Source organism: Flavobacterium frigidum (assembly GCF_048286735.1).
Classification (GTDB): domain Bacteria; phylum Bacteroidota; class Bacteroidia; order Flavobacteriales; family Flavobacteriaceae; genus Flavobacterium.
In genome coordinates this window covers 1-24,887 of record NZ_JBLVPU010000003.1, presented here as the reverse complement: position 1 = coordinate 24,887, position 24,887 = coordinate 1, and the positions used below count along the sequence as shown (strand labels likewise).

General features: G+C 33.4%; 22 protein-coding genes and 1 other RNA gene. 17 read left to right on the top strand and 6 right to left on the bottom strand.

Annotated features, from left to right (window positions below; all coding sequences use genetic code 11):
• The first annotated feature begins 121 nt into the window (after positions 1–121).
• The 3 genes from aroC (at position 122) to ACNQGO_RS02730 (ending at position 5,022) form a co-directional block, all read left to right on the top strand.
• On the top strand, positions 122–1,183 hold the full coding sequence (aroC, locus tag ACNQGO_RS02740) for a chorismate synthase (RefSeq protein WP_417970942.1): 1,062 nt from the start codon (positions 122–124) through the stop codon (positions 1,181–1,183).
• 140 nt (positions 1,184–1,323) lie between these two features.
• Complete coding sequence (locus ACNQGO_RS02735) at positions 1,324–2,607, top strand: dicarboxylate/amino acid:cation symporter (RefSeq protein WP_417970944.1); 1,284 nt, start codon at positions 1,324–1,326, stop codon at positions 2,605–2,607.
• Between the two features lie 213 nt (positions 2,608–2,820).
• Complete coding sequence (locus ACNQGO_RS02730) at positions 2,821–5,022, top strand: response regulator (protein WP_417970946.1); 2,202 nt, start codon at positions 2,821–2,823, stop codon at positions 5,020–5,022.
• 111 nt (positions 5,023–5,133) lie between these two features.
• Here ACNQGO_RS02730 and ACNQGO_RS02725 read toward each other — a convergent pair whose 3' ends face one another.
• On the bottom strand, positions 5,134–6,387 hold the full coding sequence (locus tag ACNQGO_RS02725; protein ID WP_417970948.1) for a DEAD/DEAH box helicase: 1,254 nt from the start codon (positions 6,385–6,387) through the stop codon (positions 5,134–5,136).
• Between the two features lie 139 nt (positions 6,388–6,526).
• Positions 6,527–7,558, bottom strand: a complete 1,032-nt coding sequence (locus ACNQGO_RS02720) for a formimidoylglutamase (RefSeq protein ID WP_417970950.1) — start codon at positions 7,556–7,558, stop codon at positions 6,527–6,529.
• Positions 7,559–7,662: 104 nt separating this feature from the next.
• On the opposite strand from ACNQGO_RS02720, the gene ACNQGO_RS02715 reads away from it, so the two are divergent.
• Positions 7,663–8,547 carry a hypothetical protein gene (locus tag ACNQGO_RS02715; protein ID WP_417944294.1) on the top strand — a complete coding sequence of 295 codons (885 nt, stop codon included), beginning with the start codon at positions 7,663–7,665 and terminating at the stop codon, positions 8,545–8,547.
• A 49-nt stretch (positions 8,548–8,596) separates the two neighbouring features.
• Here ACNQGO_RS02715 and hutI read toward each other — a convergent pair whose 3' ends face one another.
• A complete protein-coding gene (gene hutI, locus ACNQGO_RS02710) occupies positions 8,597–9,835 on the bottom strand; it encodes an imidazolonepropionase (protein ID WP_417984081.1) in 1,239 nt (412 codons plus the stop codon).
• Between the two features lie 10 nt (positions 9,836–9,845).
• A complete protein-coding gene (locus tag ACNQGO_RS02705) occupies positions 9,846–10,919 on the bottom strand; it encodes a glutaminyl-peptide cyclotransferase (protein WP_417984080.1) in 1,074 nt (357 codons plus the stop codon).
• An 87-nt stretch (positions 10,920–11,006) separates the two neighbouring features.
• Here ACNQGO_RS02705 and ffs point away from each other — a divergent pair.
• The 3 genes from ffs to fsa all read left to right on the top strand — a co-directional run bounded on the left by ffs (position 11,007) and on the right by fsa (position 12,809).
• An RNA gene (ffs, locus tag ACNQGO_RS02700) (signal recognition particle sRNA small type) lies at positions 11,007–11,104 on the top strand.
• 108 nt (positions 11,105–11,212) lie between these two features.
• Positions 11,213–12,016, top strand: a complete 804-nt coding sequence (locus ACNQGO_RS02695) for an SDR family oxidoreductase (RefSeq protein ID WP_417984079.1) — start codon at positions 11,213–11,215, stop codon at positions 12,014–12,016.
• Between the two features lie 136 nt (positions 12,017–12,152).
• Positions 12,153–12,809: a fructose-6-phosphate aldolase gene (gene fsa, locus ACNQGO_RS02690; RefSeq protein ID WP_073353076.1), complete on the top strand. Its 657-nt coding sequence runs from the start codon at positions 12,153–12,155 to the stop codon at positions 12,807–12,809.
• Between the two features lie 106 nt (positions 12,810–12,915).
• On the opposite strand, the gene ACNQGO_RS02685 is transcribed toward fsa, so the two are convergent.
• Positions 12,916–14,577: an MFS transporter gene (locus tag ACNQGO_RS02685; RefSeq protein ID WP_417984078.1), complete on the bottom strand. Its 1,662-nt coding sequence runs from the start codon at positions 14,575–14,577 to the stop codon at positions 12,916–12,918.
• Positions 14,578–15,033: 456 nt separating this feature from the next.
• Between ACNQGO_RS02685 and ACNQGO_RS02680 the strand changes: the two genes are divergently transcribed.
• From ACNQGO_RS02680 to ACNQGO_RS02635, 10 genes are all read left to right on the top strand, one after another.
• Positions 15,034–17,070 carry a beta-N-acetylhexosaminidase gene (locus ACNQGO_RS02680; protein WP_417984077.1) on the top strand — a complete coding sequence of 679 codons (2,037 nt, stop codon included), beginning with the start codon at positions 15,034–15,036 and terminating at the stop codon, positions 17,068–17,070.
• A gap of 171 nt (positions 17,071–17,241) precedes the next feature.
• The gene (locus tag ACNQGO_RS02675; RefSeq protein ID WP_417984076.1) at positions 17,242–18,861 is read left to right on the top strand and encodes an ABC-F family ATP-binding cassette domain-containing protein; all 1,620 of its coding nucleotides are present in this window, start codon (positions 17,242–17,244) and stop codon (positions 18,859–18,861) included.
• A 131-nt stretch (positions 18,862–18,992) separates the two neighbouring features.
• On the top strand, positions 18,993–19,181 hold the full coding sequence (locus tag ACNQGO_RS02670; protein ID WP_417984075.1) for a hypothetical protein: 189 nt from the start codon (positions 18,993–18,995) through the stop codon (positions 19,179–19,181).
• A 154-nt stretch (positions 19,182–19,335) separates the two neighbouring features.
• Positions 19,336–19,875 carry a bifunctional pyr operon transcriptional regulator/uracil phosphoribosyltransferase PyrR gene (gene pyrR, locus ACNQGO_RS02665; RefSeq protein WP_417984074.1) on the top strand — a complete coding sequence of 180 codons (540 nt, stop codon included), beginning with the start codon at positions 19,336–19,338 and terminating at the stop codon, positions 19,873–19,875.
• A 44-nt stretch (positions 19,876–19,919) separates the two neighbouring features.
• Positions 19,920–20,846 carry an aspartate carbamoyltransferase catalytic subunit gene (locus tag ACNQGO_RS02660; protein WP_417984073.1) on the top strand — a complete coding sequence of 309 codons (927 nt, stop codon included), beginning with the start codon at positions 19,920–19,922 and terminating at the stop codon, positions 20,844–20,846.
• 71 nt (positions 20,847–20,917) lie between these two features.
• The gene (locus ACNQGO_RS02655) at positions 20,918–21,250 is read left to right on the top strand and encodes a ribonuclease Z (RefSeq protein WP_309759786.1); all 333 of its coding nucleotides are present in this window, start codon (positions 20,918–20,920) and stop codon (positions 21,248–21,250) included.
• Positions 21,251–21,259: 9 nt separating this feature from the next.
• Positions 21,260–21,472 (top strand): hypothetical protein, encoded by a 213-nt coding sequence (locus tag ACNQGO_RS02650; RefSeq protein ID WP_417984072.1) that lies wholly within the window; start codon positions 21,260–21,262, stop codon positions 21,470–21,472.
• A gap of 72 nt (positions 21,473–21,544) precedes the next feature.
• Positions 21,545–22,450 (top strand): ribonuclease Z, encoded by a 906-nt coding sequence (locus tag ACNQGO_RS02645; RefSeq protein ID WP_417984071.1) that lies wholly within the window; start codon positions 21,545–21,547, stop codon positions 22,448–22,450.
• Between the two features lie 92 nt (positions 22,451–22,542).
• Positions 22,543–23,187, top strand: a complete 645-nt coding sequence (gene pdxH / locus ACNQGO_RS02640) for a pyridoxamine 5'-phosphate oxidase (RefSeq protein WP_417984070.1) — start codon at positions 22,543–22,545, stop codon at positions 23,185–23,187.
• Positions 23,188–23,350: 163 nt separating this feature from the next.
• Complete coding sequence (locus ACNQGO_RS02635; RefSeq protein WP_417944281.1) at positions 23,351–23,848, top strand: CAP domain-containing protein; 498 nt, start codon at positions 23,351–23,353, stop codon at positions 23,846–23,848.
• 273 nt (positions 23,849–24,121) lie between these two features.
• Here the strand turns inward: ACNQGO_RS02635 and ACNQGO_RS02630 are convergent.
• A partial coding sequence (locus ACNQGO_RS02630) for an OmpA family protein (RefSeq protein ID WP_417984069.1) occupies positions 24,122–24,887 on the bottom strand: 766 nt, incomplete at its 5' end.

Sequence of the window (24,887 nt, the reverse complement as noted above, 5' to 3'; positions counted from 1 at the left end):
CAACACAAAGTTAATTTTATAACAATAAATGTCTAAAACCGTTTGAATCTTTATTCTAAAATGTGGGTATAAACTTTTTACCTTTGAAGTAAAATGGTACTTTTGTTCAAAACGTAATATAATGGCAGGAAACAGTTTTGGAACTCTTTTTAGGTTAACAACTTTTGGTGAATCACATGGTGAGGCGCTAGGTGGTATAATTGATGGCTGTCCTCCAGGAATATCGATAGATTTTGATGCCATTCAAATGGAAATGTCTCGAAGAAAACCGGGACAGTCCGCGATCGTTACCCAGCGCAAAGAACCAGATGATGTTCAATTTCTCTCGGGGATTTTTGAAGGTAAAACTACAGGAACGCCGATCGGTTTTATTATTCCAAATACCAATCAGAAATCAGATGATTATTCTCATATAAAAGACAATTACAGACCCAGTCATGCTGATTATGTATATGAAAAAAAATATGGTATTCGAGATTATCGTGGTGGCGGACGAAGTTCTGCAAGAGAGACTGCAAGTAGAGTAGTGGCAGGAGCTGTAGCCAAACAAATGCTGTCAGAGATTAAGATTAATGCCTTTGTCTCCTCAGTAGGGCCAATTTTTTTGGAGAAATCCTATCAAGAATTAGATTTTTCAAACATAGAAAAAAATCCTGTTCGTTGTCCAGATGCAGAAACTGCAGTTGTAATGGAGGATTATATTCGAGATATTAGAAAACAAGGTGATACTGTAGGCGGAATTGTAAGCTGTGTAATTCAAAATGTACCTTTAGGACTTGGTGAGCCCGTTTTTGATAAACTTCATGCTGAATTAGGAAAAGCAATGCTTTCGATTAATGCTGTAAAAGGATTTGAATTTGGAAGTGGTTTTGATGGATCACAGATGAAAGGAAGTGAACATAATGACTTGTTTAATGCAAATGGTAGCACCAGAACGAATCTTTCAGGAGGCATACAAGGCGGAATTAGCAATGGTATGGATATTTATTTCCGAGTTGCGTTTAAGCCCGTGGCCACAATTATGCAAAAACAAGAATCATTAGACAATACAGGGGCAATTACTGAAATGACAGGAAAAGGGCGTCATGATCCTTGTGTGGTGCCGCGCGCAGTGCCTATTGTTGAAGCCATGGCAGCTATCGTCTTAGCCGATTTTTATTTGATTAACAAAACTTATTTATAATTAATCGTTACGTTTTTCTTTTTATTTCCTTACCTCCATTTCTTAATAAAAAATACAAGGTAATTTAGCTAACTAAATTTCGTGCCTTGAGAAGTATTTGTTTGAAAATATAGAATAAATTTAATCTAAAAACCAATTTAATGAATACCAAAACAACCAAAAAACCATCCTTTTTTTCGGGATTAACAGGACAAATATTAATTGCAATGGTGCTAGGTGCTATTCTTGGCATCGTTATCCATAATTCAATATCAGCTGAAGCAGCTCAAGGTTTTAGTGCAAAAGTTAAAATATTAGCAACAATATTTATTAGGTTGGTGCAAATGATTATCTCACCTCTTGTATTTACAACACTCGTTGTAGGTATTGCAAAATTAGGAGATATCAAAGCAGTAGGAAGAATTGGTGGTAAAGCGATGGGTTGGTTTTTTACAGCCTCGTTTATCTCATTGTTGTTAGGAATGTTGTTTGTAAATTTATTAAAACCTGGAGTGGGACTTAATTTATCAAATATAGATTTGGGCACTGCAGCTGATGTAACAGCGAAAACTCAAAATATATCTTTTGAAAATTTTATTGAGCATATTGTGCCTAAAAGTATTTTTGAAGCATTGGCTACCAATGAAATTTTGCAAATTGTAATTTTTTCTATTTTCTTCGGTTTAGCCGCAGCTTCATTGGGAGATTATGTTAAGCCTGTTATCACTGCTTTAGATAAAACATCACACATTGTACTAAAAATGGTGAATTACGTGATGAAATTTGCTCCAATTGGAGTTTTTGGAGCTATAGCTGGCGTATTTGCAGTGCGAGATTTTCAAGAATTAGCAATTACTTATTTTAAGTTTTTTGGTTCTTTTTTAGTGGGTATTTCTTCGCTTTGGTTGGTATTGATAGTGGTGGGATATATTTTTCTAAAAAGTAGAATGACTGTTTTACTTAAAAGAATTGTGAGTCCTTTAATTATAGCTTTTGGAACAACTAGCAGTGAAGCCGTTTTTCCAAAATTGACAGAAGAGCTGGAACGCTTTGGTGTAAAAGATAAAATAGTTTCTTTTATGTTGCCATTGGGTTATTCATTTAATTTAGATGGAAGTATGATGTACATGACTTTTGCCAGTATATTTATTGCTCAAGCCTATGGAGTTGATTTAGATTTAGGTACACAAATGACTATGCTTTTAGTTTTGATGCTTACCAGCAAAGGGATTGCAGGCGTTCCAAGAGCAAGTTTAGTTGTAGTTGCCGCTACGTGCGGAATGTTTGATATTCCAATTGAAGGCATCGCATTAATTTTGCCAATTGACCATTTTTGTGATATGTTCCGCAGCGCCACAAATGTTCTAGGAAATGCTTTAGCTACATCAGTTGTTGGGCAGTGGGAAGGTGACGATGAAAATGATAATGAAGTTTTGCCAGTGTAATAATAATTAAAAGTATTTTATAAATGCACTTATCATATGAAACCTGTTCAAGCAATTGAACGGGTTTTTTTATAAAATTTAAATGATTCGTTTTTAATACAATTAATCACCTTTTTAAAAATTACACATATTCAATTTATTTTAATAGATACGATATAATTATTCCTTTATTTTTTAACAATAAAATGTATATTTGATAAATATTATTTGTTTATGCAACATTTACGTATTGTTTTAATTTTAATCTTTGGAGTATATCTTTTTGGCGGAGATTCATTCGCGCAAACAAAAGTATATTCTAAGCAAGAAATTACCAAATTAAACGATAAGGCATCCCGCTACTTAAAGAATGCTAATTTTGAAAAATCGCTAAATATTTCTAAAGTGGCACTTCGTTCCGCCATGACAAGTAATGATTTACGATCTACAGCCATTTCTTATACAATTATTGCTGGAAATTATGCGGAAATGGCTGAGTTTGATAAAGCAATATTTTTTTACAACAAGAGCCTTTCTTATGCGCAAGAAACAAATAATGACACCTTAAGAAAAAAAATCTTTAATAATTTAGGTAATATTTATTGTTTTGAGAAAAAGCAATATGATAAAGGAATCAACTACTACAAGAATTCATTGATTTACAGTCAAAAATTAGCTGATAACAATCAGGTTTTTATGACTAAAATAAACATTGCTTGGGCTTACTTTGACAGTGGTCTTTTTGAAAAAGGTTTCCCTAGTTTAGAGTTTATCAATAAATACAATAAAACATTTGGAGATGAAAGTACTGTAGTCGCAGTAAATTTGTTGAATGGGATGTATTCTTCAAATAAAGGGAATCAAGATACTGCCAGTTCCTTTTTTGAAAAAGCCATTAAATTTGGAAATCAAGGAAATGAGAAGTCTGATTTATCGTATTCTTATCTGGAGTATTCTAAACATTTGTTGAAAAATAGCGATTACAAAAAGGCGTATGAAAATCTTACACTTTACAATACTATCACCAACGATTTATACAACAAAGAAAAGCTTGAAAATGCTAATTTAGTAGGTATAAATTTAGAATTAGATGCCTACAAAAGAGAAATTGATAAAATTGAATCAGAAAAACTGGCACAAGAACAAAGTATTCGCAAATCAAAAATCATTGTAGGATTGTTTGTTCTGATTGTTTGTATTTTAATAGTATTACTTTATACCTTATTAAAAAATAATAGTTTTAAGAAAAAAGCAAACATAAAGCTTTCTCAAACCAATACAGAACTCTTAGCTGCCAAAGAGAAAATAGAAGAAGTATCTGCGCTAAAAGCCCAATTTTTTTCTACAATAAGTCATGAGTTACGAACCCCTTTGTATGGTGTAGTTGGAATTACTAATATGTTGCTGGATGAGCATAAAGAACTAGTCAATAGTCCACATTTAAATTCTTTAAAATTTTCAGCGCGTTATTTATTATCATTAGTGAATGATATCTTGCAAATAAATAAAATTGAAGATAATAAAATTGTCCTGGAAAGTTTAACTTTTAATATTTCTGATGAAATTGAAATGATTAAAAGTTCACTCTCCTTTATGGCTAAAACCAATGCCAACGAAATCATTGTGAATATTGATGATCGCATTCCAGAGTATTTAATTGGAGATAAGTTACGCCTTTCACAAATCATTATGAATTTAGTCAGTAATGCACTAAAGTTTACAAAAAATGGAGCAGTAAGTATCCATGTTAATCTGGCTAAGGTGGAGAATAATTTTTATTTTTTAGAATTTAAAATTCAAGATAATGGGATTGGAATTGACCCTTTAGATCAAGAAAAGATTTTTGATAAATTTGTCCAAGTCAATAGAAAAGAAACAGATTATCAAGGAACTGGCTTAGGGCTTTCTATTGTTAAGCAGCTTTTAGGCCTTTTTGATAGTGACATTACACTTCAAAGTTCTGTTGGGAAAGGAACTGAATTCCAATTTGTAATTGCGTTTGAACACAATATGGAACGAACGGCCGAAATTATTAATAACATACAAGTAGAAATTAGTTCAACACAAATGATACATGTTTTGGTAGTGGAGGATAATCGAATAAATCAAATGATTACCCGAAAAACAATTGAAAAAAATAATTACAAATGTAGTGTTGTAGATAATGGATATGATGCCTTAGAGATTTTAGAAAAGGAGAATTTCGATTTAATTTTAATGGATATAAACATGCCGTTAATCAATGGTTTTGAAACTACAAAACTAATTCGGCTCAAAGGAATTGATATTCCTATTGTAGCATTAACAGCCTTTAATAAAGCTGAAATTACCGAAGAAGCACTTTCAGCAGGAATCAATGACATTATAATAAAACCATTTGACTCCTTTAAATTATTTGAAATTATCAAAATACTAACTTCTAAATCAAAAAAATAGTACGATACACAAAATCAAGTTGCAATAAACAAGCAATAAAAAAAATTAAAAATAAAAACGCCTTTTGTTACCAAAACAAAAGGCGTTTTTATTGTTAGGATGTACACTAGATCAATACCAACGTTTTTTATTTTGTTTAGAAACTTCCGATTTTCTTGATTTGTGTGCTCCTCCGCTTCGATTTGAATTTTTTTGCTGTGAACCTGCCGGCAGTTCAGGACTTCCAGAATGCCAATGATAGGGATGATCAATTACTGTTTTTACATCTACTTTTATAAGTTTTTGAATGTCTTTCCAGTAGGTATGTTCATCTTTACTACAAAAAGAGATTGCAATACCACCATTTCCAGCACGTCCAGTTCGACCAATTCGGTGCACGTAGGTTTCAGGTATATTTGGTAGATCAAAGTTGATAACAACGGGTAATTGGTCAATATCAATTCCTCGTGCAGCAATATCAGTAGCCACTAATACACCAACTTCTTTATTCTTGAAAGCATCTAATACGCGTTGTCTTGCATTTTGTGATTTGTCACCATGAATGGCTTCTGCAGCGATATTATTTTTTCGCAACGCTTTTACAACATTATCAGCACCATGCTTGGTTCTCGAAAATACTAGAACATCCGTTAGCTTTTCAGTATTAATCAGGTGGTATAATAAGTTTCTTTTTTCACCCTTTTCAACAAAATATACTCGTTGTTCTACATTTTCAGCGGTTGATGATACAGGCGAAACACTAACAGTTGCAGGATCAGTCAAAAACATTTCAGCTAATTCTCGGATGGCAATTGGCATTGTAGCCGAGAAAAATAAGGTCTGTCTGTTTTTTGGCGTAAGCTTTACAATTTTCTTGACATCATTTACAAATCCCATATCAAGCATTTGATCAGCTTCATCAAGTACTAAAGCATGTAAGTGGTCTAAATCGATGAAACCTTGTTTGTGTAAATCTAGCAAACGCCCTGGTGTAGCGATTAAAATGTCTATCCCATTTTTTAAAGTATCTACTTGTGGATTTTGTGATACTCCACCAAAAATCGTAAGCTGAGTCAGATTGGTGTATTTTGCGTATGTATCAAAACTTTGTCCAATTTGCACTGCTAATTCTCTGGTAGGCGTTACCACTAAGGCACGAATTAGTTTTGCTTTCTTTGAAGAACCAACAATTCGGTGTAATTGATGAATAATTGGTATGGCAAATGCACCTGTTTTTCCTGTTCCTGTTTGAGCACAACCAATTAAATCTCTGCCTGATAATACAATTGGTATCGATTGTTCTTGAATGGGAGTAGGGTTAAGGTAGCCTTGCTCAAATACGGCTTTTTGTATACTTTTAGAAAGTGATAAATCTTCGAATAACATATTTTTGGTATTAAATATCCTGTAATAAGTACAGAAATAGTGCAACAAAGATAGGATTATTATTTTTGATGGTTTTTTATATAGGATTTTGGATATTATTGACTAGAAATCAACTACAAAAATGTTCCTTCAGTACGGATTAAATTGAATTTGATTTCATGAAATCGGTGACTAAGTAACCTATAAGTTTACCTATCAAGTGATTGTTTTTTTCTTCACCTAGATCAGGTGCTCCCTCACAAATATGCAAGTAGGTTGCGTTTTTATTTTTTGCAAAGTAAGAAATGAATTGACGAAGTTGCTCCACTGAAAAACCGCTCAAAGTCATTGCACTACAAGCAATATTTGGAATAGAATCTAAATCAATTTCAATTCCAAAAAAATCGTCATTTATAAACTCTAAGGCTAGAGCCATTTCTTGATTGAAATCTTTTTCTTTTCGAATGTTTACGCTGTCGTAGGTATTGTATCGTACACGATCTTCTATTTTTTTTATAATATCTAAGACGCTTTTTGAAGTGTAATTTTCGTGTAAACCGAAAATAAAATATTTTTTTAAAAACCCTTCTTCAAAAGCATACGAAAAAGCGTTCCCGCTATGTCGTCCTTCTAAAATTCTAAAATCGGAGTGCGCATCAAAGTTTATTGCATTGATTGGTTTTCCTTTGGCTAGAGCCGAACCTTTAATATTTCCGTAAGCATTATTGTGTCCGCCTCCTATTATTATAGGAATTTTACCTAATTTAATAATATTAAAAATAATATGAGAAACATCTTTGTCAATTTTTTCTACCAATTGACTCAGTTTAGAACGATCGTCGATATCATTAAAATCCAAATGCTCTACCTCTTTCATTTCGGCACTAACATTCAGTTGGCCTAAAATAAAAAGTTGGTTTCCTTTGCAAAATCGATTGTGCTGGATGTTAGCAATACTTTTAATGGCACTATCCCAAGCAGAAGCAGCGCCAGGTCTACCAAAATTCGCTCTAATGCCTATATCCTCCGGGATTCCAAACAGCACATATTTTGCTTCACAAGTTGTAAGAAACGTTAATGAATCAGTGTCTTTTGGTACAGTTATCATTTTCTCACCAAATTTGATTTCACCACTGCGATGGTTCGTAATCTTCGCAAGATCTTTGATGGTAAATGGTATTATTTTTTCCATTAAAAAAAATATTTTTCATCAAAAATAATATAAATACGTTAACTGACGTTATGAGGTGGTTATATATTGTTAAATTTGTAAAATAAATTAAATCAAAACTAAAAATGGAAAATCAAAAAAGTAGTTCAAGTCTCAAAGCGGTTGTAGCAATATTAGCTATTTTATTAGTGGGGAGTTTGGTTTATATTTTTAAATTGACTTCAGATACCGAAACCGTAAAAACAGAATTGAAAACCACACTAAGCGATAAAGAAACAGTGATGAAGGATCTGGAAGAATTAAAATCGACTTACGATGCTGCTATTGCAGAAAACACATCGATGTCTGATGAATTAATTCAAGAAAGAGACAAAGTAGTTAACTTGATGTCTGATTTAAATAAGTCAAAAGGAGATGTTGCATCTTTAGCTAAATACAGATCGCAGTACAATTCTTTACAAGGAAACATGAAGGTTTTAATAGCTGAAAATGATCAGTTAAAAAAGGCAAATACAACACTTACCGCACAACGTGATAGTACCGTTGTAGTGCTAGGCGAATCTAAAAAATACAACGAAGCCCTAACTGGACAAAATGAAGAATTATCTAGAGTTGTAGAAAAGGCAGCTAAATTGACGGTATTGAACACAAGGGGTTCAGCATTTAAATTGAAAAGCTCTGGTAAAGAGGTTTCTACTGATAAAGCGAGCAGAGCTGATGTTCTAAGAATAAGTTACACAATTGCAGAAAATCAAGTAGCGCAGTCAGGAACAAAATCATATTACGTTCAGGTTATCGATAGTAAAAACAATGTTCTAGGAGACAAGAAATCAGAAACTTTTGGTGATGATACTCTTGTGTATAGTTTTATTTCGAATATTAATTACGAAAATAAAACTATTGATGTAACAGAGAACTTGCGAGGTAAAGATTTTCCAAAAGGAACTTATTATGTAAATATTTTTGAAAAAAATCAATTGGTTTCAAAAACTAGTTTTACTTTGAAATAAGAAAATCAGAAAATAAAAATCAAAAGAGGAACGTAATGTTCCTCTTTTTTTATGAAAAAATTTCTCCTTCAATCAATACAGTTTCAATTAGATTACTACCAAAAGCGTAGGGAATTTGATTGTAGGAGGGAATAGATTTTGTAATAATTAGATTGGCTTTTTTACCAATGGTAATGCTTCCGTTGGTTTCAGATATCCCCATAGCGTAAGCGCCGTTTATAGTAGCAGCATTTATGGCTTCTTCGGGTGTCATTCTCATTTTAATACAAGCAGTAGCTACAACAAAGTTCATATTTCCGGATGGAGTAGAACCTGGATTATAATCCGTTGCGATTGCTAATGGAAGTCCAGCAGCAATCATTTCTCGTGCTGGAGTATAAGGAATACTCAAAAAATAAGAGCATGAAGGTAATGCAACAGGCATTGTTTCCGTATTTTTTAACGCTTCAATATCTTCTGGTTTCATTGTTTCAAGATGATCTACAGAAAGTGCCTTGTATTTTACACCAGCCTGAATTCCGCCAATAGAATTAAACTGATTGACATGAATTTTTGGTTTTAAGCCAAATTGAATTCCTGCTTCCATAATTTGTTCGGTTTCCTCCACTGAAAAATATCCAGTTTCACAAAAGACATCTATAAAATCTGCTAGTTTATTTTTGGCAATTTCAGGAAGCATTTCATTAATTATTAGATCAATATAGCCTTTATGGTTTTCTTTAAATTCTAATGGGAAAGCGTGAGCGCCCAAGAAAGTTGCTTTGATAGTAATTGGATAGTTTTGAGTTAAACGCTGAATTACTCGAAGCATTTTTAACTCACCATCAACCGTTAATCCATAGCCGGATTTAATTTCTACTGCCCCAGTTCCCAAACGCATCACTTCTTCGAGACGTATTTTTGATTGATTGTAAATTTCTTCTTCGGCAGTTTCATTGAGTTTTTTTGCTGAATTTAGTATTCCACCACCACGATTGGCAATTTCTTCATAAGTCATGCCATTGATTCGATCCACAAATTCTTGTTCGCGGTTACCCGCATAAACAATATGCGTATGACTGTCACACCAAGAGGGTAAAACCATTTTTCCTGTTGCATCAATAGTTTTATCTGCGTTTATTTTAGGCAAATGATCCATCGAACCAAAATCAGCAATTAGGTTGTCATTGATTACTAAAAAAGCATTCTTAATTGTGGGAAGAATGGCCATTTCGGCACCACAAACTTTATCAATTGCTGTTTCCCGAACCTGCAATAATTCTTTAATATTTACAATTAATGTGATCATTTAGATACAGTTATTCGGAAATTTTAATTTCAAACATTTTATCCCAATTTTTTCCAGTTACAAAAATGGTTTTCGTTTTAGGATTGTAAGCGATTCCGTTAAGGACATCGGTATCTGGTAATTTTGTAATTTTTTTCTTTAAATCGGCAAGATTGATGATCGCTTCTACAGCACCATTTTTAGGGTTTATTATGGCGATGGCATCTTTTTGATACACATTACCGTAAATTTTCCCATCGATCCATTCTAGTTCATTAATGGATTTTATCTTAGTTTCAAAAGAGTAAACGTTCAAATAATCTACTTCTTTTAAGGTTGTTGGATCCATAATCCAGATTTTTTCGGTACCGTCCGATTGGTATAAATTTTTCCCATCATTCGTCAATCCCCATCCTTCAATAGGTTTAAAATAGGTAAATGTTTTCTCTTTCTTGAACGTATCAGCGTTATAAACATATCCTTCATTATTTTGCCATGTTAGTTGGTATACTTTATTGTTCAGAATTGTAATTCCCTCCCCAAAATATTTATCAGCTAATTCAACCTTTTTATAAACTTCACCCGTTTTATAATTTGTTTTTCTCAAGCTAGAAATTCCTTTATTTCCAGTTGGACCAGATCCATTTCCAGTTCCTTCATACAAAGTGTCACGATAAAATTCTAATCCTTGTGTGTAGGCTAATGTATCGTGCGGATACGTATTGAGAATAGTATATTTTAATAATTTAGGTTGAATGTCAGAAACTAATTCTACTCTTGTGGTAGCCTCAGCATTTTGATCTTCATAGTAGACTATAGCTTTGAGGTTTTGATAGCCTAGTTTTTGATCTTTAAATTCAAAAGACAATTTCTCAACTCCTTTTTTTGAACCAACTTTTTTATCATTTACATAATAGATGATGCTGTCAATAGTTTTAAAATTTGAGTTCAAAATTGACAATGAAAGCGACTCTTTTGGGTTGTATAGTTCCTTGAATTTTGAATTATCAAAGGAAAATAAAGTATTTTCATTTTTTTTTGTGTCTGAACAGCTGGCTAAGGTGATTCCTAATAAAATGATAGATAGCAAGTTATAATTTCTCATAGTTTCTTTTTTTGATGTACCAATATACAACGATATTTTTAATGATTAAAGCTCTTGCGAAAATATAAAAAGGTTGTATATTTGCACCGGCAAGTCCTACACGACCAGCTCCTGCAGACTCCCCCAGGATGGGAACATAGCAAGGGTACGTGGTTGAGCGGTGCGATGTAGGTCGCTTGCCATTTTTTATTTAACTGATTTTCAGATTCTTTTCGAAATTTAAAACAATATTTGGTCTTCCTTCGGGAGGATTTTTTTATTTTTGGACTCTTCTAGCACAAATAGCAATACTAATGGGTAAAGTAGTTTTAATAACAGGCGGTTCGTCAGGAATTGGGAAATCGATGGGGGAGTATCTGCATCAAAAAGGCTTTATCGTTTATGGTACTAGCAGAAACCCAGACCGCATCTCGAATTCAGTCTTTCCTTTAGTGACTTTGGATGTCCGTGATACAGAATCCATTCAAGCGGCTGTTGCCAAAGTTATAGCGCTCACTGGTCGACTGGATGTAGTAATTAACAATGCAGGTATTGGTATTACGGGACCACTAGAAGAAATTCCCATGCAAGAAATTAAGAACAATTTTGAGACTAATTTCTTTGGTCCTATCGCAGTGATGCAAGCGGTATTGCCACAAATGCGCACACAACAATCTGGGTTGATTATTAATATTACCTCTATTGCGGCCTACATGGGATTGCCCTATCGCAGTATTTACTCTGCTTCAAAGGGTGCGCTCGAATTGGTAACAGAGTCGTTGCGTATGGAAGTAAAATCCTTTGGGATTGCTATAACAAATGTTGCACCAGGAGATTTTGCCACCAATATTGCAGCAGGTCGTTTTCACGCACCTGTATTGAAAGGATCTGCTTATCAGCAAACCTACGGAACTTCATTAAAAACAATGGATGCACATGTAGACAATGGTGGTAATCCTAATGAAATGGCAGCGGCCATTTATACTATTATTCAAAATCCAAGTCCCAAAATTCATTATAAAGTAGGCGCTCTGATACAAAAATTTTCGATTGTCTTGAAGCGAATTCTTCCGGATAAAGTATATGAAAAAATGTTGATGAACCATTATAAGTTGTAATTTTGTACGTAATTTGCGTGAAGGATTGCAGCGGCATCCCTCGCTTTTTAGCGAGGATACAGCGGAAAGCCTGACCCGAAGTTTTTATGGAGGGTCACGCCCAAAGAATTAGAAACACACAATTAAATTATATATTATGAAATTTTTTATTGACACGGCTAATTTAGCTCAAATTAAGGAAGCACAAGCATTAGGCGTATTGGATGGCGTTACAACAAATCCTTCGTTAATGGCCAAAGAGGGCATTACAGGAAAAAACAGCATTTTGAAACATTATGTTGACATTTGTAACCTTGTTGATGGTGATGTTAGTGCCGAAGTAAATGCGCTTGACTACGACGGAATGATTAAAGAGGGCGAAGAATTAGCAGATTTACACGAGCAAATAGTGGTTAAATTGCCTATGACCAAAGAGGGTGTTATGGCGGCTAAATACTTTTCTGACAAAGGAATTAAAACAAACGTCACTTTAGTATTCTCTGCTGGGCAAGCTTTATTAGCAGCCAAAGCGGGTGCTACTTACGTTTCTCCATTTATTGGTCGTTTGGATGATGTGTCTACAGACGGTTTGGCTTTAATTGAAGAAATTAGACTGATTTATGATAATTACGGGTATGAAACTCAAATTCTTGCAGCTTCAGTGCGTCACACAATGCACATTGTAAACTGTGCTAAAATTGGTGCTGATGTAATGACGGGGCCACTTTCGGCAATATACGGCTTATTGAAACATCCTTTAACGGATATTGGATTGGCGCAATTTGTTGCTGATTTCGAGAAAGGAAATAAATAGATTTAAGATTGCAGATTACCGATTACGGTATAAATAAAAACTCCCATTATGCTAAGCAAAATGGGAGTTTTTTGGTTGGTTTGGTTTCGGTTAGTTTATAATGAAATTAATGTCCTCCACCAACTTCTATTTCTTTTCCGATTCCTTGTTTTTCTAGAATTCCAATTACTTTCCATCCGTAGAATGCGATGAATGCAAAACATAAAACAGGAATAAAGTAGGAAGCATGAATTCCGATGATATCGGCTAGTTTTCCTTGTAATGGCGGAATAATTCCACCACCTAGAATCATCATAACCAAGAAGGCAGAACCTTGAGAAGTGTATTTACCTAATCCTGCAATTGCCAATGAGAAAATAGATGGCCACATAATGCTTAAGAATAATCCACCGCTCATAAAAGCAAAAATGGCTATTGTTCCAGTAGTGAATAAACCAATAAGCATGGCTGTCATTCCCATTAAACCAAATATCATTAAGGTTCTTGATGGTTGATCTTTCCCTAAAAAGAAACCAGCAATTTGAAACAAAATCACGAATGCGTACCCATATAACGGTGTTACATCTTGACCAGAAATTGCGTTAGCGGCCAATACCACTCCAAAAGCGATATAAGGAACTACGATTAATAAGATTTTCTTTAATTGTGATGATGGGTTAAAAACGGTAATAGCACCAGCCCAACGACCAATCATTAAACTTCCCCAGTACATAGACATGTAGGGTGCTAATGATGGTCCAGTAATGGATCCAAATACATCTGTTTTCAGTAACTCACCCAGGTTACTTCCTATTGTTACCTCGACACCTACATAAGAGAAAAGAGCAAGCATTCCCAAAACCAATTGCGGGTATTTCATGGCGCCCCATCCTTCAGGATTTTTTTGTGCTGTTGTATTAGCAAATAATAATCCAATAACGATGACTAAAAGTGTTGTAGCGGTTAATGCTAATCCTAAATAATCTTTTTCTTTATTCTCTATAAAACGTGTTATGAATTCAGTGTCTTCATACCGGGAAAAGATATAGGCAAAAATTGCAACTAAAATCACAGTAATACCAATCAATGTCTTCATCGCTTTATTGGCAGTTTCAAAAGTAGGATCGCTTTTTCCTGACGGTAATTTTTTTGAGAATTGGAATAATGCAGCGGCTAATAAAAACAAACCACCTACAAAAACATAAAGAATTCTCATGGAATCTAATGAGTCTGGTTTTTGCGCATATTCTTCAATATTTACTCCAGCAATAACACCAAATAAGGCGATAGAAACTACGATTGGACCAATTGTGGTTCCTAATGAATTTATACCTCCCGCAAGATTTAATCTACTGGATGCTGAATGCGGTTCTCCAAGGGATGCTGCAAAAGGTTGAGCTGATGTTTGTTGCAATGAAAAACCAAGTGCTACTATAAATAAAGCTCCAAGAATAAAAAGGTAACTACCTTGAGTTACTGCTACTATCATTAATACAGCACCCAAAGTACTGATCAGCAATCCATAAATAATTCCTTTTTTAAATCCCCATCCGTTTAGAATGTCTTTTTTGGCAATACTACTAAATATGAAAAGCAATAAAGCGCCAACATAATACGCACCATAAAAAGCAAAATCAATAAGTTGACTTTGAAACTGGTCTAAGCCAAATTTAGCTTTACAAAATGGAATGAAAATTCCGTTTGATGCTCCAATAAATCCCCAGAAGAAAAATACGGTAATTAGCGTATAAAGTGCGGAATTATTGGACTTAGTTTGTTCTGAATTCATAGGTTTAAGTTGGTTAATGATTATTGAATTGAATTTGATTCGATTGCAAGATTGTAAATATATTTGTTAAGTAAATTAAAAAAAAATAAATCACGCTAAATGTTGATATAATTATTAAATAACCATTTTTTGTTCTAAATGTCTGCTTTTTTTTCAAAGTTTACGGTACGCAAAACAATTAAAGAACAGGCTACAAATTAGAGTATTGGGTTATTTTATTATATTGAGTTTAAATTTAGAGAATACAATAATTTTACGACCTTCTTTTTAGGAACTGTCAATTTGTTTTTTCTCGCTATTTAAAAAAGGTATCTTTATCAATCATTAAAAAATAAAGTAGAAAGTGTACTTTAAAAATAAAGCAGAAGTGTATTTGAACCTATAATTTAAAAACCTATTCTCTAAATATAACGACGCGTTTATCGAAATTTTAAAAATCTACAATACCAACTCCTTATGAAATTCATTTTAATTCTATTATTTGCTGGCATGGTTTCAAATGCTCAAATACAAAAAGAGCAATTGAACCTTATGCCTTGGCCTCAAAATATAAATTTAACCGAAGGTACTTTTGCTTTAAGCAAGAGCTTTAAAATAAATATTACAGGGGAACCAAATGGTAGAATTTTTATTGGTGCAACTAACTTTTTACGTCGATTGGATGGCAGAACAGGATTGTTTTTAGAGCAAGCCTTTTTGACTAAAACCAATGAATATCCCGAAGCCGAATTACAAATCAACTGTACTCGAAATGGAAAAATAGAAATCAATGAAGACGAAAGTTATCGGCTAACAGTTACCACCAATAGAATAGCAATCGATGCAACCACAGATTTAGGTGCCTTGCATGGATTAGAAACACTTTTGCAATTACTACAAAACAACAGTACTTCCTATTATTTTCCAATTGTTGAAATATCAGATGCACCACGTTTTACTTGGAGAGGACTAATGATAGATGCAGCTCGACATTTCCAACCAGTTGATGTCATCAAAAGAAATCTTGATGCTATGGCTTCCATGAAAATGAATGTTTTTCATTGGCATTTAGCCGATGACCAAGGATGGAGAATTGAATTGAAAAATCATCCTAAATTAACAAAATTAGCTTCGGATGGGAATTTTTATACGCAAGAGGAAATAAAAAACATTGTAAAATATGCAGATGACCGTGGAATTTTAATAGTTCCTGAAATTGATGTACCAGGACATGCTTCGGCACTGTTGACGGCGTATCCAGAAATTGGGAGCAAAGTAAGTGATAGCAAAGTATCCTATGAAGTACAACGCAATTCGGGTATTTATAACTCAACCTTAGATCCTACTAATCCTAAAACGTATGAAATATTAAATTCTATTTTTGATGAAGTATGCCCACTATTTCCGGGTACTTATTTTCATATTGGTGGTGATGAGAACAATGGCAAGGAATGGAACGCAAACCCAGCTATTCAGCAATTTATGAGGGAAAATAAGATAGGAAACAAGCATGATTTGCAAACGTATTTTAATATGAAGTTGATTCCAATGCTAAAAAAACATGACAAAAAATTAATGGGTTGGGAGGAGATAATGACCGAAAACATGTCTAAAGACGCCATAATTCACGCTTGGAGAGGCACAAATGAAGGTCAAGAAGCTGGCGGAGCATTAATCAAAGCTGCAAAAAGCGGATACAATACTATTTTGTCCAATGGATTTTATATCGATTTGATGCTAGGTTTAGAAAGTCATTATTTGAATGATCCCTTGCCTAAAAAGATCATTCTTACTCCAGAGGAAAAAGCAAGGGTTTTAGGAGGAGAAGCTGCCATGTGGAGCGAACTTGTAACGCCATTAAATATAGATTCTAGGATTTGGCCACGAACCGCCGCAATAGCCGAGCGATTATGGTCAAACGCCGATGTAAATGATATGAACAGCTTGCGCAAAAGGTTGAAAACGATTTCTTTTCGATTAGAAGAACTTGGAATTACTCATATTAGAAACAAAGAAGTGATTTTGAGAAACATTAGCAACAACCAAGATACACGCGCATTGAATGATTTTTCGAACCTTTGTGAACCACTAAAAAATTACAAACGCAACGGTGGCGGAAAGAAATACCGCATGCATTCCCCGCTAACCTTATTCGCGGATGCTTGTAACGCGGATGCTCCGGAAGCACTAGATTTTAATGCAGCTGTGAAAAATTATTTAGCGAATAAAAGCAAGGAGAATAAAGCTGTGGTGACCGATTTTTTCAAGAAGTGGATTGCCTTAAACTCTAATTTAATTGCTTTGAGTGCCAATGCTCCTCTTATACAACCGCTGTTGCCTTTATCAAAAAGTTTAAGTGATGTATCTCAGCAGCTTTTGCTTGTAATAGATAAAAAACAAAAAGTTAACCAAGTGTTATTACAAGATTTATTGGAGAAATGCAACGTGAGAAACTCCGCTGATGTAGAATTAGCAGTGTATGGGAGTTTGAAGAAATTAGTTGACTCAATTTAATCTGACTTTGGTTTAAAAAAATAGTGTCATTTTGTTCCTGAAATAAAGTTGAAATTATAATCAAATTAGTTAGATTTTATCGTTCAAAACTGCTAAAAATGTATTTTTTTTGAGTTCAGTAAATCAGTATTTTTTTCGTATTTTTGCAAAAATTTTATAAAATAAACATTCATGTTAACAGTCAATAATTTATCAGTTCAGTTTGGCAAACGAATTTTGTTTGACGAAGTAAATACGACCTTCACACACGGTAATATTTATGGCGTTATCGGAGCCAATGGCGCTGGAAAATCTACTTTTCTTAAAATAATAGCGGGTGAAATGGATCCAACCTCTGGACATATCCATTTAGAGGTAGGAAAACGGATGTCGGTTTTAAACCAAAACCACAACATGTTTGATGAGAGTACCGTATTGGAGACCGTAATGATGGGAAATAAAACCTTGTACGCAATCAAAAAAGAAATGGATGCTTTGTATTTAGATTACAACGATTCTAATGCAGACAGAATAGGGGAGTTGCAAGTACAATTTGAAGAAATGAATGGTTGGAATGCTGATTCTGATGCCGCATCAATGTTGTCTAATCTAGGAATTACAGAAGAGCATCATTATACTTTGATGGGTGACTTGGAAGGAAAAACCAAAGTTAGAGTGCTTTTGGCGCAAGCTTTGTTCGGGAATCCAGACTTGCTTATTATGGATGAGCCTACCAATGATTTGGATTTTGAAACGATTGCGTGGTTAGAAAATTTCTTAGCTAATTATGAAAATACTGTAATTGTAGTATCTCACGACAGACACTTTTTAGATTCTGTTTGCACGCACATTTCAGATATTGATTTCAGTAAAATAAATCATTATTCAGGAAATTATACCTTCTGGTATGAATCCAGTCAATTAGCCGCAAAACAACGTGCACAACAAAACAAAAAAGCAGAGGAAAAGAAACAGGAACTAGAAGAATTTATTCGTCGTTTTAGTGCGAATGTGGCCAAGTCTAAACAAGCTACTTCTCGTAAAAAAATGATCAGTAAGTTGAATATTTCTGAGATAAAGCCATCAAGCCGTCGTTACCCGGCAATTATTTTTGACCAAGAGCGTGAAGCAGGAGATCAAATTTTAAATGTACAAAACTTAAGCGCCTCTATTGATGGAGAAATTTTGTTTAAAGGTGTCGATTTGAATATGGCCAAAGGCGATAAAATCGTTCTTTTCTCGAAAGATTCACGTGCGACAACTGCATTTTATGAAATATTAAACGCAAATCAAACCGCAGATTCAGGAACTTTTGATTGGGGAGTTACAACTAACCAAGCCTATTTGCCAGGTGATAATCATTCATTTTTCGAAAGTGATTATTCTCTTGTAGATTGGTTGCGTCAATGGGTAAAAACGGAAGAAGAGCGTGATGAGGTAAACATCCGTAGTTTCCTAGGAAAGATGATTTTCTCGGGAGAAGAAGCTTTAAAAACCTGCAGAGTATTATCCGGAGGAGAAAAAGTGCGTTGTATGTTGTCACGAATGATGATGGAAAGAGCCAATGTTTTAATGCTGGATGAGCCTACCAACCACTTGGATTTGGAATCGATTACGGCTTTCAATAACTCATTAAAAAATTATAAAGGTTCCGTAATTTTCACGACACACGATCATGAATTTGCTCAAACCGTTGGAAATAGAGTAGTAGAATTGACACCTAATGGCGCTATTGATAGATATATGACGTTTGATGAATACTTGGATAACGAAGGTGTTCAGGAATTAAGAACTAAAATGTATACCATATAAAAAGTGATTTATATAAAGTAGAAAATCTCCCGCAATAGTGGGAGATTTTTTTTTGAATTGGTTTCAAATATTAATTCGAAAGTATTGTTATTTATTTTCTGCCGAAAATTTTGCTAATAATAAAGATTATAATGGCTATCACTGCAACAACTATAAAGATACCAACACCAATTCCCGCTTTAAATATACCTTCAATAATGGAACAACTTGTAAATGAAAGGGATATTACTAACAGCATTAGTATTCTTGTTATTTTTGTTTCCATGGTTTTATATGTTAAAGTATTAATTATTAATTTTCAAAATTACAGTTTGCCTTAAAGTATTTGTTATATAATTTTTATAGATTGTTACAAAATTGACTTTCAAAATATCGCTGCTGGTCGAAATATTGGAGCATACATTTTCTATGTTTTTATTTATAAAATGATACATTTGAATTTGTATATTTGTCAAACAAAATTACACAAGTACAATGAGCCAAAAAGTATTACTTACTGCAAAAGAAGTTACTATCATATTGCATCGTTTGGCTTGTCAATTAATTGAAAAACACCTAGATTTTACCGATACAATATTAGTAGGAATTCAGCCCCGAGGTGTTTTTTTAGCTGAGCGGTTAAAAGAAATTTTAGAAAAAGAATATCAAACTCCAGAAATTCAGCTAGGTTATCTCGATATTACTTTTTTTAGAGATGATTTTAGAAGAACTGACAAGCCATTAGAAGCCAATAAAACCAAGATTAATTTTATCGTTGAAAATAAAAAAGTCATTTTTATAGATGATGTATTATTTACAGGGCGTAGTATTCGTTCTGCTTTAACAGCCATACAATCTTTTGGGCGACCATCAGAAATTGAACTTTTAGTTCTTATTGATAGACGTTTCAGCCGCAATTTACCCATACAGCCGGATTATAGAGGCCGACAAGTTGATGCGATTAATAATGAAAAAGTAAAAGTGAGTTGGAAAGAAAATGATGGAGAAGACGGGGTGTATTTAATTACCTGTTAGGTTGTTTCAATACTAGCTATTAAAAATTATAATCGTAAACAAAAATGAAAGAATTAAGCGTAAATCATTTATTAGGTATTAAATACATCAATAAGAATGATATTGACCTCATTTTTGAAACAGCCGATCATTTTAAAGAAGTTATCAATCGACCAATCAAGAAAGTACCTTCATTACGAGATATTACCATCGCCAATATTTTTTTCGAAAATAGTACTAGAACAAAACTCTCATTCGAATTAGCTCAAAAACGTTTATCTGCTGATGTTATTAGTTTTTCGGCAGCACAATCTTCAGTCAAAAAAGGGGAAACTCTAATAGATACCGTTAATAATATACTTTCGATGAAAGTTGATATGGTAGTCATGCGTCATGCAAATCCTGGTGCTGCTTATTTTTTATCGAAAAACGTAAAAGCCAGTATTGTAAACGCCGGTGATGGGGCGCACGAGCATCCTACACAAGCATTATTAGATAGTTATTCCATTCGCGAAAAACTAGGTGAAGTAGCCGGAAAGAAAGTGGTAATTGTTGGTGATGTTTTGCATTCAAGAGTTGCTTTGTCTAATATTTATGCGCTGAAAATGCAAGGTGCAGAAGTTAAAGTTTGCGGACCAAAAACACTTATACCAAGATATATTGAATCTCTTGGCGTTACGGTTGAACCTAATTTGATAAAAGCCTTAGAGTGGTGCGATGTGGCCAATATGCTACGCGTGCAAAACGAAAGAATGGATGTGAATTTTTTTCCTTCAACTCGGGAATATGCAAAGCAATACGGTGTAGATAAAACTATTTTAGACTCCTTGAGCAAAGAGATTGTTATTATGCACCCTGGACCGATCAATCGCGGTGTAGAAATCACTAGTGAAGTGGCTGATTCCAATCAATCTGTTATTCTAAACCAAGTCGAAAACGGTGTCGCTGTTAGAATGGCGGTAATTTATCTTTTGGCTTCAAAAATTCAATAGTTTAAGATAAAAAAAGCAAAACAGCTATTTGTGAAATCATCTACGAAAAGTAGACCTAAAATTTAATAAAGATGAAAGTAGATCAAAAAGGACACACAATTAACATTAGAGATACTCAAGGTGATTTTACTTCTTTTCTAATGAAGATTACACATCAATATAAAACATTTGAAAAACACAACATCATTGTTGATCTTTTAAAGCACACAGATTTGACTACAAATGATATTAAATTATTTATGCCGTTGTCAAAACTTCATAAAAAAGCTAAAAAATCGTTTGTTATCGTTACTGCCGATTTTGATTACAATGCAGTTCCAGCAAAACTGACTGTAGTTCCATCTTTATTGGAAGCACATGACATAATTGAAATGGAAGAAATAGAAAGAGATTTAGGATTTTAAAAACAAGTAATGAATTTTAAAACTAACAGCACCAAAGTGCCTTATCTTAGTATTGTTTTATTAGTGGTGGCTACGATACTACTTTGCCATAATTTGTATTCTTTATGTATAACAAATGATTTACACAGTTATTGGGCCATAATCACTAGCGTATTAGTAGTAATTTCTCAAGCTTTAAAAATAAAAAAATACAACAAGGAAAAAAATCTTGATAGTTTGTAAATAAGTTTTAAAAAACTAGATGTTACTGTTCAATATTTACTTGTATCCTAACTTTTAAAATGAAATTAGAAATTGAAACTAACAATACTAGGTTGCTATGCCGCAACTCCCAGAACGTTTACGAATCCTACTTCACAGATTTTAGAAATAAAAAATAGAATTTTTCTTATTGATTGCGCCGAAGGTACTCAGGTGCAATTGCGAAAAAACAAAATCCGTTTTTCGAAAATCAATCATATTTTTATCTCTCATTTACATGGCGATCATTTTTTTGGATTAATTGGTCTAGTGTCCACATTTACGCTCCTGAACAGAACTACAGATTTACATATTTATGGTCCAAAGGGAATTCAGGAAATCATTAAGTTACAGTTGAGGTTGTCCAATTCTTGGCCCAATTATAGTTTGTTTTTTCATGAATTAGAATCTAACGAAAGTGAAATTATTTTTGAAGACCAAAAAGTAGTAGTAAAAACCATCCCGTTAAAGCACCGAGTGTACACCAATGGCTTTTTGTTTGAAGAAAAAATTGGAGAGCGAAAATTGAATATGGATGCTGTACAAAATTATAAAATTGATATCTGCTACTATCAAAATATTAAAAACGGCAAAGACATTACGCTTGATAATGGTAAAGTAATTGAAAATGCAAAGTTGACATTTGATCCTATTCCTCCAAAAAAATATGCATTTTGTTCTGATACTGCATATCATGAAGCGATACTTCCTATTATTAAAAATGTCGATGTTTTGTACCACGAAGCAACTTTCTTGCAATCAGAAGAAAGCTTGGCAAAAAAGACATTACACTCCACATCCAAAGAAGCAGCTACAATTGCATTAAAAGCGAATGTCAAGCAATTAATTCTGGGACATTATTCAACTCGATACGAAAATATTGATTTTTTTAGAGAAGAAGCTACTGCGATTTTCCCCGAGGTTGTACTGGCTGATGATGGCAAAATTTTTGAATTTTAAATAAATCAATTTTTTTGCTTAGCCGCTTATCTGTATCTAAATCTATTAAAATGCACCATATAATTATTGAATAATCTTAAAAACATATAACAATGAATGATTTAAGTAACTATAGAAAGTCTTACGATAAGAGTGAGCTATTAGAATCAAGTATACCAGACAATCCAATTAGCCTTTTTAACACATGGTTTCATGAAGTAGAGGACCTTGGAGGAGATAGCGAAGTTAATGCCATGACAGTATCTACAATTGGTCTAGATGGGTTTCCAAAGGCTAGAGTAGTTTTGTTGAAAAATTTTGATGAAGAAGGGTTTGTTTTTTACACCAATTATAATTCAGAAAAGGGTAAGGCAATTGATCAAAATCCCAATATTTGCCTATCGTTTTTTTGGCACACAATGGAACGACAAGTTATTATTAAAGGTATCGCTAAAAGAACAAGCGAAGAAATCTCAGATCGTTATTTTGACTCTAGACCTGATGGCAGTAAACTAGGAGCTATCGTTTCTAATCAAAGTGAAATTATTCCGTCTCGTGACTTTTTAGAAAATAATCTAAAACAATTGGAGAATGATTTTAATAATGTACCAATCCCGAGACCTGAGCACTGGGGAGGATTTCTTGTAACCCCTTTAGAGATAGAATTTTGGCAAGGAAGGCCTAATCGATTGCACGATAGAATCAGGTATAGTGCTTATAATCAGCTTTCTTGGAAAATAGATCGTCTCTCTCCATAATGTAAGAAATATGTATATATAAATGTTTTTTTGATGTAGTTTATCGATTATTTTTGGTACTTTAACGATAAAATGAATATGTTTGATAAAGAATTACAAACCTATTATTTATTTATTAAAGAAGTTTGCCCCACAATCTACTTTAAACTTAATCTACTACATTATGAAAACAACATTACTTCGTGCATTATTGCTATTGACTGTGATATGCACCATGAATTCATGTTCTTCAGACGAATCTGAAGTTGCAGATGTTTCTGCAAAAAAAGTAGTTAGTTATTCTTATAATACAATAGAATTACAGACAATGGACTTGATCAACAAACACAGAGTTAGTGTTGGTTTAAATCCTTTAGAAAAAATCAATCATATGTCTTTTAAATCAGAAGAGCATGATAATTATATGATTGCTAATAACGTAGTAAACCATAATGATTTTGTAGCTCGATCAGAAAACATAATTAATACTTTAGGTGCTAAAACCGTGAGTGAGAATATAGCTTATAATTACAACACTCCACAAGCTGTATTGAATGCTTGGTTGGCTAGTCCTAGTCATAAAGCGAATATAGAAGGCAATCATACGCATTTTGGAATAGCAATTAAAGAAAATCCAGCAAATGGAAGAAAATATTACACCAATATTTTTGCCAAAATTTAGTTAGAGTTTGTTTTTTTTTAAATCTAAAAGGTTGCCATATCCCCAAATGGCAGCCTTTTACATTTATATCCATTTGAAAAATTTTTAGTTCATGTTCAATGTTTTATAGAGTTTGTTTAAAAAATAGTCTAATGAATTCATTGAACTATTTTTTTGCTATCTATTTTCGGTTAATTCAAATTAATTTTAAAATTTTGTTGTGTTTTAAGTGTTTGGATTTAAATAAGCAGAAGGCTGTTATTTCATTATTGTATTCTGCTTTTTTTGTAATACTTACAAATCTATAATAATAAATTCGCTTCTTCTGTTTAGTTGATGCTCCTCTTCAGAGCAAGTAACATTATCAGCACATTTATTTACGAGTTGTGTTTCGCCGTATCCTTTGCCGGTTAATCGATTGGAATTAATACCATTTTTAACCAGCCAGTCGATGGTAGCTTTAGCTCTTCTTTGCGATAGTGCTTCATTGTATTTGAATGTTTGTCTGCTATCCGTATGAGATCGGATGTCAATTTTCATGGTTGGATTCTGATTCAAAACATCTAATATTTTTTCTAAATCTAAAGCTGCTTCTGCTCTAATATTTGATTTATCTAAATCGAAATAAATCATTTTAATTCCAAAACATTTACCCAGATCATCACCAACAGCTACTTTACAAATTTCTTTTGTCATTGCTATTGGTAAGTATGTTTTTCCAGTTGTAGCTCCTATAGTAATTTTCTCTTCTTTGGTGGTGTACTCTGGTTTTTCAGCTCTTACATTGTATGTTTTTCCACATTCAACAGCAAAGTTATAGTTTCCTTTTTCATCTGAAGCACCAGTATGAATTACCTTAAACTGATTATCGTATACGGTTATTTTAGCATTAGCGATTATTTCGCTTGTTTTTACATCGGTGATTGTACCATAGAGGCTTTGCTCACAAATAAGTTTTCTTGTTTCTAAAAATGTATAGATATCATCATATCCTTGACCTCCGTCTTTATTAGAAGAGAAAAAGCCTCTTCGAGATTTGGTATCAATTAAATACGCAAAA